The following is a 15,381-nucleotide window of genomic DNA, read 5'->3' as shown; positions in this document are numbered from 1 at the left end:
TAGCAAGAGTGAACCACCTGATCCCTTCCCGAACTCAGAAGTGAAACCTCTTAGCGCTGATGGTAGTGTGGGGTTACCCATGTGAGAGTAAGTCATCGCCAGCTCATTATTCGAAAACACCCCCTGATATCTCAGGGGGTGTTTTTTTATGCAAGGAGAAAAAAGGAAAAAGGGAAAAGGAGAAAAATATAGATAAATTGATGCTTGAATCATCTAAACATGGGTGATTATTAGACAATCAATGCATTCAAAAAATCATCAATTTAAGGAATTCTCAGCTTTAAATGCCGTAAAACCTGAATGTAAGTAAGCCAAAACAACCGTTTAAATGCCTAATTATCGACTTAAGTGATGCTTGATGACTTATGATTTAGAAATCTACGACTTAGATCGTAGAGCTGCGATTTTTTTCTATAAAATTTGAGTTTTATTCTGACAATTTTCATATCAAATAATCTATCGTCTGATTGTGATTTAGCTTCTAATAACACATTGATAATTAATCATTATAAAAACTAGACCCGCAGTCCATCGACTTTTTTATGTATAAATATTTCAAAAATATTCGAGTTTTTATGACATTTTATTCCCAAACAACATGGATATATCTGAAAGGTATGGGTCTATACCTTTGTAATTTTGGACAATTTACAGTCAAAAACGGCATTGTAGCGAAAAATAAAACTCACAATTGGAGGTGAGGTTCAATGTCTACAAGCACAATGAATGTGAATAGCGTTGTTGATAACGCTAAGTTCACAAAATCGCATTTCAGCATCATGATGTGGTGTCTAATTCTTATTTTATTTGATGGTTACGACTTAGCGATCAATGGTGTTGCGCTGCCTTTATTGATGAAAGATTGGGGATTAACAGCTGTTCAGGCAGGTATGCTAGCGAGTACAGCACTTGCAGGAATGATGTTTGGTGCCATGATGTTTGGTACTTTGGCTGATAAGATTGGCCGTAAAAAAGTTATCATGATTTGTGTATTTTTATTCAGTACATTCACATTTTTAGGTGGTTTTGCTTCAAATCCTACGGAATTTGGTGCTTTACGTTTTATTGCTGGACTTGGTATTGGTGGGGTATTACCGAACCTTGTGGCATTGACTTCGGAATATGCACCTAAGCATCTACGCAGTACTTTAGTGACAACTATGTTCAGTGGTTATGCAATGGGTGGCATCATGGCGGCTCTATTTGGTTCATGGTTTACTGCGGATTATGGCTGGCAAATCATGTTCTTCATTGCGGGTATTCCACTGTTACTGCTGCCATTTGCTTGGAAGTTTTTACCTGAATCGCTCACATTTTTGGTGAAGGTGAATCGTCACGATGAAGCACGTCGTATGATTCAAACCATTGCACCTGAGCAAACGGTGACTGCAAATACTCAACTGGAACTGACTGAAGTTGCGGTTCCGGGTGGAACGTCTGTTAAAGCGTTGTATAAGCAAGGTCGTGGCGTAAGTACGATGTTATTTTGGCTGTGTTTCTTTATGTGCCTATTAACCCTTTATGCATTAGGCAGTTGGTTACCAAAACTAATGATGGCCGCAGGTTATTCATTAGGTAGCAGTTTGACCTTCCTATTGGCGATGAATATTGGTGCCGTAATTGGTACGATTGGCGGCGGTATTTTAGCGGACAAATTCCACTTAAAACCGGTGATCATTACATTATGTCTCGCAGGTGCTGTGGCACTATCGTTACTCGGCTTTAATTCACCACAACCTGTGATCTATCTTTTGGTTGCAGTCGCAGGTGCATCGGCAATTGGTTCGCAAATCTTGCTGTATAGCTATGTTGCACAGTACTATCCGTTGTCTGTACGTTCGACAGGTATTGGATGGGCATCTGCAGTCGGTCGTACAGGTGCGATTGTTGGCCCGATTCTGATCGGCTATTTATTATCACAAGAATTGCCACATCAAATTAACTTTATGGCCGTGGGAATTCCAGTAGTCATCGCAGCGATTGCAGTGTTCTTTATTCGCAAAGCGCAAACGGATGAAGAGGTTGCCGCTTTAGAAAATGTGAATAAGACTTCAGTGAAAACACAGCGTTCGTATAGCTAAAACATAGATTTAAAAAGCCCGTCATTTGATGGGCTTTTTTTATGTTGTACTCATAATTCTTATCATTGAATTTAGGTTGAATGATTTATTAAAAAATTGATAAATAATGAGATTTAATATTTTAAATAGCTTTTCTAATTTAATTTCATCGTTATATAGAGACTCGATCATACGGTTTTCAGTGCAAGCAGAGATCTGAAAATAGGGGATGAAGTTCAGGGCGTATAAGTAATCAAGTTTGAGGTTTGTGGTTCATTTTGTTACTTAAATATAGTGAACTCTGTGCTCAGTCAGCGCATGATAGAGGGCATAGATTTATTCACATTTATCAATAATGTCTCAAGATCATGGAAATATCGTCATGTCCAAAGCCGTACAAGATATAAAAGATTATCCGCTCTATGTTGCAGGTAAAGCATCGACTACCGATCAATGGTTAGAAGTGAATCATAAATATACCCAAGACGTATATGCACGCGTTGCACTCGCAGATGCTGCAACCATTGAAAAAGCCATTGATTCAGCGGTTAAATCTAGCGCTGCAATGGCGGCATTGGAACCTTTTCAAAAACAAAAAATCTTACTGCACTGTGTTAAACGTTTTAATGAAATGCGTGCAGAATTGACTGAAATTTTAATTGCGGAAGGTGGAAAACCGCGTAAAGCCGCAGCTGCTGAAGTTGAACGTTTAATCAATACCTTTCAAATTGCTGCTGATGCTGTTACACAGATGGATGATGGTCGCATGATCCCATTGGCGGTTACCGCAGCGGCATCTGGCTATCAAGGCATGGTCAAACATGTGCCAATTGGTCCTGTATCGTTGATCAGCCCGTTTAATTTTCCGATCAATCTGACTGCGCATAAAATTGCACCTGCCATTGCCGCAGGCTGTCCATTTGTGTTGAAGCCTGCAAGTTTGACGCCTATTTCAGCTTTAAAAATTGCGGAAGTTTTAGCAGAAACAGATTTACCTAAAGGTGCCTTTTCGGTTTTACCTTGTCCACGTGAACATGCAGATGTCTTGGTCACTGACGACCGATTTAAACTGCTCAGCTTTACCGGTTCCGATGTTGTCGGCTGGGATATGAAAGCGCGTGCGGGGCGTAAAAAAGTGACTTTGGAACTCGGTGGCAACGCTGCTGTATTGGTTGAGCCTGATACTGAAATTTCAGCGGCATTTATTGAACGCTTAGTCGGTGGGGCGTATAACCATGCAGGGCAGGTGTGTATTAGCGTTCAACGCATCTTGGTGCATGCTGATATCTATGCCGATGTAAAGAAAAAACTCGTGGCCAGAATGAAGCAGCTTAAAGCGGCTGATCCACAGTTGGAAAGCACCATGGTCGGTCCCATGATTAAGGAAGCGGAAGCAACACGCGTGCATAAATGGGTCGATAAAGCAGTCAAAAAAGGAGCTAAAGCTTTGGTTCGTGGTGAACATCAGGGTGCTTTGCTCGATCCAATTTTATTGGAAAGTGTCGATGAATCACTGGAAGTGTATAAAGATGAAATCTTTGGTCCTGTAGCGATTTTAGAGAAATACAAAAATTTTGAAAAAGGCATCGCCAAAATTAATAGCAGCCGTTTTGGCTTACAGGCGGGCGTCTATACGCAAAATTTGAATAAAATGCTGTATGCGTGGAATCACTTAGAGGTCGGTGGAGTGATTATTAATGACATTCCATCTTTCCGTGTCGATAACATGCCATATGGTGGCGTAAAAGATTCTGGCTTAGGCCGTGAAGGGATTCAGTCTGCCATTCGAGATATGCAAGAAGAACGCGTATTGGCGATAAAATTGTAGCCATTTAAACATGGGCTTGGTTCAGCATGATTCTGTTCGAAGCCCAGTTTTTGAATCATTTCAAAAATCTAAAGTGAATAAGAAAAAATGAAACGAATTTTATTATTGGTCAGTTTAATGACTGTGAATATGGCTGTCTTTGCTTTTAATGCCACTCAAATGGTGACGGATGCACGCAGCCAGATCGGGAAAACCTTATATTATGATCCTGCGTATACTGCACTGCGTTATCCGATGGGAGATGTCCCTTTAATCAAGGGTGTTTGTACCGACGTGGTAATTCGTGCATTACGACAGCAAGGGATTGATTTACAACAAGCCATTCATGAAGATATGAAAGCCAATTTTAAGCAGTATCCACAAAAATGGGGCTTAAAAGGAACCGATAAAAATATTGATCATCGACGTGTTCCCAATATTCAAACTTGGATGCAACGTCAGGGCTATGTTGTCAAAGATAAGCAGTATTTGGCAGGAGATATTGTCACTTGGGACTTAGGGCGTGGTTTAGTGCATATTGGCGTGGTTTCAGATCGTAAAGTGAAAGCTAGCGATGTTCCGCTCATCATCCATAATATTGGAGAGGGCACACAGGAAGAAGATCTTTTGCATGCCTATAAAATTACCGGACATTATCGAGTGAAATAACTTTAAAAATTTAATAGGAAATAAAACATTCCTAAAAGTTATATTATTGATAACTTAAATTGTATGAAAAATAAGCTGATTAAATGAACATTTAAACTTAAACATATTATAAAAATGGAATATTTGCCGTAGAAATTACAGAAAAACTTAAAAAAAGTGAGTATTGTTAATTCATACAAAGGGAAAGTTATTTGTGGTGTTTTTAACCAAAATGCGCATGTGATTTTTCTGTTTGCAATTTGGTATAGACGCTCATAAGGTATCTCACCAGATCAAACACCCAGAATTTTTATTTTTATGGTTCTTTTTTTGCTCGCGATATAATCATAACAAGCAGCAGTTAAAGATGCCTGAGGTTTAGGTGTTCTATGTCAGATAATCGTGAAAGCTGGTCTGCGCGATCAGGCTTTATTTTAGCGGCGATTGGATCAGCCGTGGGTTTGGGGAATATTTGGCGTTTCCCTTATGTTGCTTATGAAAATGGTGGTGGTGCATTTTTAGTACCGTATTTGATTGCAATTTTTGCAGCAGGTTTACCCTTACTCTTTTTGGACTATGTTGTTGGACATAAGTTCCGTAAAGCACCACCTACAGCCTATAAAAAGTTAATGAATGCTGAATCATTGGGTTGGTGGCAAGTGATGGTGACCCTGATCATCGGGATCTACTATGCCAGCGTGTTGTCATGGGCCGGTAGTTACATGTATTACGCCATTGGACAACAATGGGGCTCAGATACGGAAAGCTTTTTCTTTAAAACCTATCTACAAAATGGTGATGGCTTAACATTTGGTTTTGTTCCGACTTTATTTGTTGGTTTAGTCATTGTTTGGGCTGTGGTGATGTTCATTCTCTATGGCGGTGTACGTCGTGGTGTAGAACTTGCCAATAAAATTTTTATGCCGTTATTGATCGTGTTATTTAGCATTTTAGTCATTCAAGCATTGCGTCTACCGGGTGCGGCAGAAGGCTTAAATGCATTCTTTACGCCAAACTGGGAAGCGATGACCGACTATAAAGTATGGTTAGCAGCCTTTGGTCATATCTTCTTCTCGTTATCGATTGGTTTCGGGATCATGTTGACCTATGCGTCTTACTTAAAAGCAAAAACCAACTTAACCGGTTCAGGTGTAGTCGTTGCATTAGCCAACTCATCATTTGAAATCTTAGCGGGTATTGGCGTCTTTGCAGCACTTGGTTTCATGGCACAAAGTTCAGGTGTACCTGTAAAAGAAGTAGTATCTGGTGGTATTGGTTTAGCCTTTATTGCCTTCCCGAAAATCATTTCGAGTATGGGGGCAGGCGGTGATTTGTTTGGCTTCTTGTTCTTTGCTTCGTTGGTGGTTGCAGGGATTACCTCTATGGTGAGTATCTTGCAAGTGCCAATTGCAGCGTTTCAAGACAAATTGGGTTGGTCAAAAAATAAAGCTGTGAGCATTATTGGTGGCGGTTCAGCAATCGTATCTACACTTTTATTCTCTACACAAAGTGCCATTACTTTTGTTGATATCATTGACTACTTTGCCAATAACATTGGGATCGTGGGTGGTGGTTTACTCTCTATTATTTTGGTGTCGTGGTTCCATCGTCCATTGATGAAACAATTACAAGAGCATGCAAATCAATACTCAAGTATCAAGTTGGGTCAAGGTTGGAATTTCTTATTGACCGTGATCACCCCAATTTCATTATTGGTTGCACTTGTATTGACGATTAAGGCTATCGCAACTGAAGGTTATGGCGGTTATCCTGCAACGACACTTTGGTTGGTGGGTGGTTCGGTATTGGCCTTCTTTGTATTGGGTTCTGTTCTATTAAGCTTGTGTAAAGACAAAGGTCCAGAGGAGAATTAATATGAATACATCTGCAATGATCATGATGATTTTATCAATTGTTTTGCTATGGGGTGGTTTACTTTTAGCGACGATTCATTTGGTGAAAAATCCTGACGAAGCTGAAGATTAAATTTAGAATGACGAAAAAAATGCCCGATGAAATCATCGGGCATTTTTTATGATTGTTTACATCTAAAAAGGTGTTTATTGATTTAGGCCGTTTTTACTATACGGCAATAATAGAAACCATCACCATAACCGACTTTTGGGAAAAGTTGACGGCCATGGATCTGTTCCATACCCCAGTCTGCCTCAATTTTGACTTCTTGAGCATCTGCATGATTAGCAAAAAACTCAACTATTTGCTGTTCATTTTCAGCTTTTAAAATCGAGCAAGTGATGTAAAGCAAGGTGCCGCCGACTTTAAGCTGCTTCCACATGTTTTCCAAAATTTGCTTTTGTAACACTACCGTTTTCGCAATGTCGCCCGATTGACGTAGTAAACGAATGTCAGGATGACGACGCATTACACCCACAGCGGTACATGGCGCATCGAGCACGATGCAATCAGCAAGTTCAGGAGCAGTATAGGTGACGGCATCGGCAGTTTGGATTTCGACATGTTTACCATCGAGATCCAAACGATCAAGGTTTTCAACCACACGTTTCAGACGTTTCTCATCTTGGTCGAGTGCGATGAGTTTCTTTGGTTGGAAGGTCTCTAAAATGTGTGCTGTTTTACCACCCGGCGCAGCACAAGCATCAATCACAAATTTACCGTCAAGATTTGGCAATAGTGTTGCGCAAAGCTGAGCATGTTCATCTTGTACCGAAAAACCACCTGCTTCAAAGCCCGGCAGGCTTGGAATGTGTAGGCTTTCGTCCATCACAATGCCGACATCAGACAGTTCACAGCGATGCGCATCGATACCTTCATCTTCCAAAATATCGAGGTATTCGTCACGGCTGACCTGACGTGTATTGACACGCAAAGTCAGTGGCGCAATTTGTTTAAGCTCATAACTGAGTTCATCAAATTGTTCACCCCAGTCTTTTTTCAGACGTTTGGTTAACCAACTTGGTAAATTGGTCGCTTGTTCAAGTACATCGTAGAACTGTTCTGTTTCACGTGTTGCGCGGCGCAAAATCGCGTTGATTAAGCCACTTAGACTGCCCATACCCAATTGTTTTGCAGCGTCTACCGTTTCGGAAATTGCAGCATGAGCCGCGACACGGGTACACAATAATTGGTACAAACCAAGGTATAAACAGGTTTCAACCACTTGGTTATCTACCGGTTTAGACAGTAGCGGTAAAGTCAGTTGTTTCAATGCATACCATTGACGTAAACAACCGAGCACCAATTCATGGAATAAAGCACGGTCTTTGTCCGATACAATATTCATTTGCTGCGCGAGTACCGATTGCAGCGATTGACCATTTTGGACAGCCAATAACGTCTTCACTACCTGAGCACGTAAATTAAGGTCTCGGGTCGAGGCGTTGGGAGATTGCTTCATTATAAAATTTGTCCAATAGTCAATTTTTGGGTTTGTAAAATTTGTACAGGGTTGAGTGGTTTAGCACCCGGCCATTGTAAAGAGGTCAATATAATCACGCTGTCATTGGCACAGGCAACGTGTATGCCTTTTTTATCGATGGCGATGATTTCACCTGCTTGAGCATTCGGTGCAGATGCAGCAGAAAGTTCAGAATGCCAAACGCGTAAATTGTTTTGTTCATCTAACTGAATAAATGCTACCGGCCACGGATTAAAGGCACGGATGTTGCGATCGATTTGTACGGCATCGATGGACCAATCAATTTTTGCTTCTGCTTTTGAAAGCTTATGTGCATAAACCGTTAACGCTTCGTCTTGGACTTCACGGCTGTCCAGATATTGCTGCAATGTTTGTTCAGTATCTAAAACGGCAGCAATAGCAGTTGCACCTTGCTCTGCAAGTTTGTCATGCAAAGTTGCAGAGGTATCCGTTGCTTCAATCGGGCAGATGGTTTTATACATCATGTCGCCAGTATCAAGTCCAGCTGCCATTTTCATAATGGTGACGCCCGTTTCTGTATCACCTGTAGCGATGGCACGTTGAATCGGTGCTGCACCACGCCAACGTGGCAGCAATGAACCATGAATATTCAGGCAGCCATATTTCGGGGTGTCTAGCACCACTTGCGGCAAGATCAAACCATAGGCTGCAACCACCATAACATCGGCATTTAAGGCTTTTAATTCCGCCTGTGCGGCTAAACCTTCTTCAGTCGATGATTTGAAATGAAGGGGTTGGTAAACGGGAATATCATGTTCAAGTGCTAAGACTTTAACAGCGGATGCTGTTAATTTTTGTCCACGACCTGCTTTGCGGTCAGGTTGAGTGTATACCGCAACAATTTCATGTTGTGTTTTGAGCAATGCAGCTAATGCTGTTGCGGCAAATTCTGGTGTACCGGCAAAGATGATTTTCAAAATGAATGAACCGAATCTGTGTTGAATATGTGGATTATAGCAAAGGATTAAAGCGTAATTTAGAACATTAGAAATTGATTTTTGCAACTTTGAAGCTGTCCAAGCTCAATGATTTCATAACCCAAAATAGAACTTTTGCAATTTTTAAATAAATTATATTTATATAAAATTTAAAAATTATTCATGAAAGTTTTGTATTGTGCAGCCTTTGATGGCGGTATAGTAGATTTCAGTTAAAAGATTTTTGTCGTCAAATCACTCGGTTTTATTTATAGACCCATCTGCCCAAATCTCAGCTTAAAAAGCCATCTTTAAAAACAATGGCTTGGTGTATGATAGGTTTAAAATTCGACTGATTTTACATCATTGTCAGTATGATTTAGCCAGAGTGAATCTGCAGGGTTCATTTCAAGCTCAAACTTTGTTGGAAATATAAAATGCCTGACTATCGTTCAAAAACATCGACACACGGAAGAAATATGGCGGGTGCGCGCGGCTTATGGCGTGCAACTGGTATGAAAGATGAAGACTTCGGTAAACCAATTATTGCTGTCGTGAACTCATTTACCCAATTTGTACCGGGTCACGTTCATCTTAAAGACCTTGGTCAACTTGTGGCGCGTCAAATTGAGCAAGCAGGCGGTGTTGCTAAAGAATTTAACACCATCGCAGTCGATGACGGTATTGCGATGGGCCATGACGGCATGCTGTATTCATTGCCTTCACGTGACTTGATTGCAGACTCAGTAGAATACATGGTGAGCGCGCACTGTGCTGACGCAATGGTCTGTATTTCAAACTGTGACAAAATCACCCCAGGGATGTTGATGGCGGCAATGCGCTTGAACATTCCAGTGGTATTTGTTTCTGGCGGCCCAATGGAAGCGGGTAAAGTCAAAATCCGCGGCAATGACAAAGCGATCGACTTGATTGATGCCATGATTGTGGCTGCAGATGACAACTATACTGATGAAGAAGTTGCTGAATACGAACGCTCTGCATGCCCAACTTGTGGTTCATGCTCAGGTATGTTCACAGCAAACTCAATGAACTGCTTAACAGAAGCATTGGGTCTGTCTTTACCGGGTAACGGTTCTACACTGGCAACACATGCAAACCGTAAAAAATTATTCGAACGCGCAGGCTCTTTAATTGTTGAATTGGCTAAACGTCATTATGAACAAGATGATTACAGCGTATTGCCACGTGAAATGGTAACCAAAGCATCGTATGAAAATGCCATGACTTTAGACATCGCGATGGGTGGTTCAACCAATACCGTTTTACACTTGTTGGCTGCAGCCAATGAAGCTGGCGTTGATTTCACGATGGACGACATTGACCGTTTGTCTCGCAAAGTGCCTGTACTCTGTAAAGTTGCACCTGCGAAAAACGACGTACATATGGAAGATGTACACCGTGCTGGCGGTATCATGTCCATTCTCGGTGAATTAGACCGTGCAGGCTTATTGGACACATCTGTGGGTACTGTTCACGAAGCAAGCTTAAAAGATGCTTTAGATAAATGGGACATTATCCGTACTGAAAATGAAGACGTTTACCAATTCTTCCGTTCAGCGCCGGGCGGTGTACCAACGCAAACTGCATTCTCACAAGATCGATATTACCAACGACTAGATGGTGACCGTGAAAATGGCGTGATCCGTAATGCTGAACATGCGTTCTCGAAAGATGGTGGCTTAGCTGTGCTTTACGGCAACATTGCGCTCGATGGTTGTATCGTAAAAACTGCGGGTGTAGATGATTCAATCTTGAAATTCAACGGTACTGCACGTGTGTTTGAAAGCCAAGATTCAGCAGTAGAGGCGATCTTGGGTAATGAAATCAAAGCCGGTGATGTGGTTGTGATTCGCTATGAAGGCCCACGTGGTGGTCCGGGTATGCAAGAAATGTTGTACCCAACCAGCTACCTGAAATCGAAAGGTCTAGGCAAAGAATGTGCGTTATTGACTGACGGTCGTTTCTCTGGCGGTTCGTCAGGCCTGTCTATTGGTCACGTTTCACCTGAAGCAGCAGAAGGTGGTGCAATTGGTTTGGTGGAAGATGGCGATTTAATCGAAATTGATATTCCAAACCGTACCATCAACTTAGCTGTTGATGAAGCAACCATGGCCGCTCGCCGTGCAGCGCAAGAAGCAAAAGGCTGGCATCCAGTTGAAGAGCGTCCGCGTAAAATTTCGAAAGCATTGAAAGCGTATGCAATGCATACCACAAGTGCAGCGAAAGGCGCAGTACGTGAAATCTAAGCTTTAGATTTTTAAATAAAAAGCACTCCAAATGGGGTGCTTTTTAAATTTGCATCTACATAACTTGCAATGGATACGAGGAAACGTCATCCGCAACTGTTTGAGGCAAACGGTAATTTAAAAGTGAATGTTTCTGCGATCATTTTTTTAGTTGCAATCAGTTGCCGAGTTTTGCGGATGACAAATGGTTTTGGTTACTTTTGCCAAAACAAAAGTAACATACGAGCTCCGAAAATTTGCTTTGATAGAGATAAGACTCCGTTATAACCAGCTTTTTAATGAAATAATGAGCAATTATTATTTATTTTAAAACTCTTGATCTGATTGAAAATAGAACCAAAGATCACAGCCTTGGATAGTAGCTGTAAAATATATGGCTTTTTGTAGGCATTCCCTTACTTTTTAAAGGAGAGGGCTAGGGAGAGGATTCAAGTGAAAATCCTCCCTTTATTCAAATCTTCTCATACGCCTTATATAGCTTTGCCATGTGATTGAAAAGTGTTGAATACACTAAAAACTTTTTTTGAGATCTAATTTCTTTTACATGCTGAGCGCTTTCTATACAATAAATTTAAAAGAATCCGCCAAGGCTGAAGCCAAAATCAGCCATCGCCAAGGAAGAACAATGAGTAAAAATAATATTCGCGAACATTCCGCTCCTGTTTATGAAGGTATCGAAAATGCGCCTGCACGTTCCATGATGCGTGCAACAGGCTTCCAAGATGCCGACTTTAAGCGCCCATTTATAGGTATTGCCTCGACTTGGGCCAATGTCACGCCGTGTAATATGCATATTGATGGATTGGCGCGTGAAGCTGAAAACGGGGTCAATGCTGCAGGTGGAAAAGGTATTATTTTCAATACCATTACTATTTCTGACGGCATTTCCAACGGTACAGAAGGCATGAAATATTCTCTGCTGTCGCGGGAAATCATTGCCGACTCTATAGAAGCTGTGGTGGGCTGTCAGGCCTATGATGGGGTGATTGCTATAGGCGGCTGCGACAAGAACATGCCGGGCTGCATTATGGGCTTGGCACGTTTAAATCGTCCGGGCCTATTTATTTATGGCGGCACCATTAAACCCGGAGCAGGTCATACCGACATGATCTCGGTGTTTGAGGCAGTCGGTCAGCATGCCAAAGGCGAGATTAATGAAATTCAAGTGAAGCAGATTGAAGAAGTCGCGCTGCCGGGGCCGGGTTCGTGCGGCGGTATGTATACGGCCAATTCGATGGCTTCAGCGATTGAAGCCTTAGGCATGAGCTTGCCAGGTTCATCGGCGCAGGAAGCAGTTTCAGCAGATAAAATTGCCGATTGTCAGCGTGCAGGTGAAGCCGTGATGAACCTGCTGCGTCTCGATATTAAGCCGCGCGACATTATGACCAAAGCCGCTTTTGAAAACTCGATTAAAGTGCTGATTGCCTTAGGCGGTTCGACCAATGGCGTACTGCATTTGATTGCTATGGCGCATACCGCAGGTGTGGAACTCTCTTTGGATGATTTTGTGCGCATTGGTAAAGATATTCCTGTGGTGGCCGATGTGCGCCCATCGGGTAAATATTTAATGTCGGAACTGATTGCCATTGGCGGCATTCAACCGCTGATGAAGCGCATGCTGGATGCAGGCATGCTCGATGGCTCTTGCCTGACCGTTACGGGTAAAACTTTGGCGGAAAACTTAGCCGAGGTAGAGGATTATCCTGAAGGTCAGCAAATTATTCTGCCATTTGATGCGCCGATCAAAAAGGATTCGCACTTAGTGGTGCTAAAAGGCAATCTGTCACCGACAGGTGCCGTGGCTAAAATTACCGGTAAAGAAGGACTATATTTTGAAGGGCCTGCGCGGGTATTTGAGGGTGAGCAGGGTGCCATGCGCGGTATTTTAGATGGCGAAGTACAAGAAGGTGAAGTGGTGGTGATTCGCGGTGTTGGGCCGAAAGGCGGGCCGGGTATGCCGGAAATGTTAAAACCGACTTCAGCGATTATTGGTAAAGGTCTAGGCAAATCCGTCGCACTGTTGACTGATGGGCGTTTCTCGGGCGGCAGCCATGGTTTTGTGATTGGGCATGTGACACCAGAAGCCTATGAAGGAGGCCCAATTGGCTTGGTTAAAAACGGCGATAAAATATCAATTAACGCTGAAACCCGTGAAATGACTTGGCATGTGGCTGAGGATGAACTTGCTGCACGTCGTGCGGCCTGGGTCAAACCGAAACCGAATTATACCCATGGCGCTTTGGCTAAATTTGCCAAGTTGACCTCTGGTGCGGAAAAAGGTGCGGTGACTGACCTAAATCTAGACGTCTAATCCATTGTTAAACATTGAACATTCAGCCCTGACTTGATATAAGTTTTGCACAAGGCTTATATCTCATTTAAAACAGCTTCATAATAGAAGTTGAATTTTAAGTATGTGCTGGAAGGTTCGGCACAATTCATCATTTTGAGGCAAAAAACGCATGTCACTGTTACGCCGTTGGTTCGATCCAATCCGATCGAGTTGGTTTTATCAGAAACCGACCCGACAAGCGGTGTTACCCACGGAACAAGGTCTGAGTGTTTATCTTCGACTGGATGATGTTTATAGCTATTTGGCTGCGCAGCAACTGCCTCAATTAGAAGAAATTCTCAGTGATGAAATCAAACCACTGAAAGTGATTATTTGTCGTCAGAGTGCTGAACCTCCAAATCAAATGTCATCGATAGAATGGCAACAATATTGTCTGAATGATGCTCAAATTTTAGCGCGGCAGCATCGTTTTAGCTTTCATGAAACACCTGAACAACCGACCGCTGAAGCTTTAGAACAAGCCGAAATTATTCTAAAAAATACCCCATTACGCGGCCAAGATTTTCTTTATTTACTTGAAGATGTGTTCCACATGCTGTGGCAAAAGCAGTATGGCAAGCTGAGAACACTGTACGCGATGGCCAGCCGTCATCATAAAGCGCAAGATTTTCCAGAACGGATCTTTTCTGACTTAGCAATTTTGACGGGGTATTTTGAGTTTGGTGAACGTAAGTACCATGCCGTAGATGATTTACTACGTTTAACGCGCCGTTTAAAACAACAAAAACTCCTGACAGATAACCCGATCTTTATGATCAATCATATTGAATGGCGTGAGCACCTGATCAGTGATGCAGAAGAGTTGAATGAAATTCAGGGACTCGATCCTGAGCTTGATCTCTATATCGCGATGGAAGATCCGATTTCATGGTTATTGCTAGCCTATATTCGTGAAGAATTGGCGGACTATTACAATATTCAGTTGAATGTGTATCCATTGTCGTATCACGGTCGTGATTTGTTTGACTGGAGTTTGGCAACACGTCTGTCTAAACGGACCGAAGTTAAGTTCACGCCATTTTGCCGGCCTACAGAAGCTGCGACATTAGCTATGTCACAGCTTTACTACAGTGCGCCCGAAGAGCAGCGTATTGAGGTGATGTATCGCATATTGGAAGCCGTATGGACCAAAGGGCGTGATTTATCCTTTAAAGCACATTTTCAGGCTTTACAGTATGAGTTAGAGATTTCTGAACTGACTACTGACGATATTGCTGAAAAATTAAAAGAAAATGATATGCACTGTGAGATGAAGTCACAGCCGGATTTTCCCGTCTTGGAATTACGTATTGCAGGTCAAAGCTATGTATTTAATAGCTTATACCGCGTATGGATGATTGAAAGTATTTTCAGTAATGTGTTAGAAGAGAAGTATAAAAGTGAAAACACCGCTGAAAGTGAAGCCAGAGAAGATGAAGAAAGAAAAAGTTGAGTCATTAGAGCAAGCCCGCGCACAGATTGATGTGATTGATCAGGGGATTATTGAGCTCATTGCAGCACGTCAGTTTTATGTCGATCAAGCGGTGCGTTTTAAGCGTTCAGTACAGGATGTTCAATCACCAGAACGTGTCGAAGCGGTGATAAGTAAAATTCGTCTACAAGCCACAGAGCACGGTGTAAATGCAGATATTGTGGAACGTTTATACCGCGATATGATTCAGCATTTTATTCAACGTGAGTTGAAAGAGATTCGTCCATAGTTGGGACCGATTTGAATTTCGTATAAGAGATTTTATGTTAAATAGATTCGATTAGGTGTTTATCTCTATACATCGTAATCTCAGCCTCCATTATAAAACTCAATAAATTCTGAGTTTATGCACGAGTCGTGGTGCCGTACATGATTTTGAACTATTCAAACGCCATTTAAATCAGATTCCTGCAGGGTGTTTTCTCCTTATAAGGGCTACC

At 42.0% G+C, this 15,381-nt stretch carries 11 protein-coding genes and 1 rRNA gene; 10 read left to right on the top strand and 2 right to left on the bottom strand.

The features are described 5' to 3' along the window. The 6 genes from rrf to FTV37_RS06830 all read left to right on the top strand — a co-directional run. Positions 1-104: ribosomal RNA gene (rrf, locus tag FTV37_RS06855) — 5S ribosomal RNA — on the top strand; the annotation flags it as partial. Between the two features lie 603 nt (positions 105-707). Next, positions 708-2,081, top strand: coding sequence for an MFS transporter (locus FTV37_RS06850; RefSeq protein ID WP_180041594.1), 1,374 nt, complete (start codon positions 708-710; stop codon positions 2,079-2,081). A 361-nt stretch (positions 2,082-2,442) separates the two neighbouring features. Next, positions 2,443-3,888 carry an aldehyde dehydrogenase family protein gene (locus tag FTV37_RS06845; protein ID WP_180063356.1) on the top strand — a complete coding sequence of 482 codons (1,446 nt, stop codon included), beginning with the start codon at positions 2,443-2,445 and terminating at the stop codon, positions 3,886-3,888. Positions 3,889-4,005: 117 nt separating this feature from the next. Then, entirely contained in the window at positions 4,006-4,536 is a 531-nt protein-coding gene (locus tag FTV37_RS06840; protein ID WP_373683561.1) for a DUF1287 domain-containing protein, read from the top strand. A 368-nt stretch (positions 4,537-4,904) separates the two neighbouring features. After that, positions 4,905-6,389 carry a sodium-dependent transporter gene (locus FTV37_RS06835; RefSeq protein WP_180063355.1) on the top strand — a complete coding sequence of 495 codons (1,485 nt, stop codon included), beginning with the start codon at positions 4,905-4,907 and terminating at the stop codon, positions 6,387-6,389. Position 6,390: 1 nt separating this feature from the next. Next, positions 6,391-6,501: a methionine/alanine import family NSS transporter small subunit gene (locus FTV37_RS06830; protein ID WP_180005359.1), complete on the top strand. Its 111-nt coding sequence runs from the start codon at positions 6,391-6,393 to the stop codon at positions 6,499-6,501. A gap of 82 nt (positions 6,502-6,583) precedes the next feature. On the opposite strand, the gene rsmB is transcribed toward FTV37_RS06830, so the two are convergent. Next, positions 6,584-7,891, bottom strand: a complete 1,308-nt coding sequence (rsmB, locus tag FTV37_RS06825; RefSeq protein WP_180063354.1) for a 16S rRNA (cytosine(967)-C(5))-methyltransferase RsmB — start codon at positions 7,889-7,891, stop codon at positions 6,584-6,586. Then, a complete protein-coding gene (gene fmt, locus FTV37_RS06820) occupies positions 7,891-8,850 on the bottom strand; it encodes a methionyl-tRNA formyltransferase (RefSeq protein WP_180063353.1) in 960 nt (319 codons plus the stop codon). Before fmt ends, rsmB begins: the two co-directional genes overlap by 1 nt. Positions 8,851-9,287: 437 nt before the next feature. Here fmt and ilvD (FTV37_RS06815) point away from each other — a divergent pair, with 437 nt between their 5' ends. From ilvD (FTV37_RS06815) to FTV37_RS06800, 4 genes are all read left to right on the top strand, one after another. After that, positions 9,288-11,117 (top strand): dihydroxy-acid dehydratase, encoded by a 1,830-nt coding sequence (ilvD, locus tag FTV37_RS06815; protein ID WP_111885144.1) that lies wholly within the window; start codon positions 9,288-9,290, stop codon positions 11,115-11,117. Between the two features lie 625 nt (positions 11,118-11,742). Further along, positions 11,743-13,428 (top strand): dihydroxy-acid dehydratase, encoded by a 1,686-nt coding sequence (ilvD, locus tag FTV37_RS06810; RefSeq protein WP_180063352.1) that lies wholly within the window; start codon positions 11,743-11,745, stop codon positions 13,426-13,428. 151 nt (positions 13,429-13,579) lie between these two features. Next, complete coding sequence (locus FTV37_RS06805) at positions 13,580-14,902, top strand: hypothetical protein (protein ID WP_180063351.1); 1,323 nt, start codon at positions 13,580-13,582, stop codon at positions 14,900-14,902. Beyond that, complete coding sequence (locus tag FTV37_RS06800; RefSeq protein ID WP_078191648.1) at positions 14,883-15,170, top strand: chorismate mutase; 288 nt, start codon at positions 14,883-14,885, stop codon at positions 15,168-15,170. The genes FTV37_RS06805 and FTV37_RS06800 overlap by 20 nt, the downstream gene beginning before the upstream one ends. Positions 15,171-15,381: the final 211 nt, after the last annotated feature.

This window comes from Acinetobacter sp. YH16042 (assembly GCF_013417245.1).
Classification (GTDB): Bacteria; Pseudomonadota; Gammaproteobacteria; order Pseudomonadales; family Moraxellaceae; genus Acinetobacter; species Acinetobacter amyesii.
The sequence above is the reverse complement of the archived record's forward strand: the minus strand, read 5'-3'. Positions and strand labels throughout refer to the sequence as shown.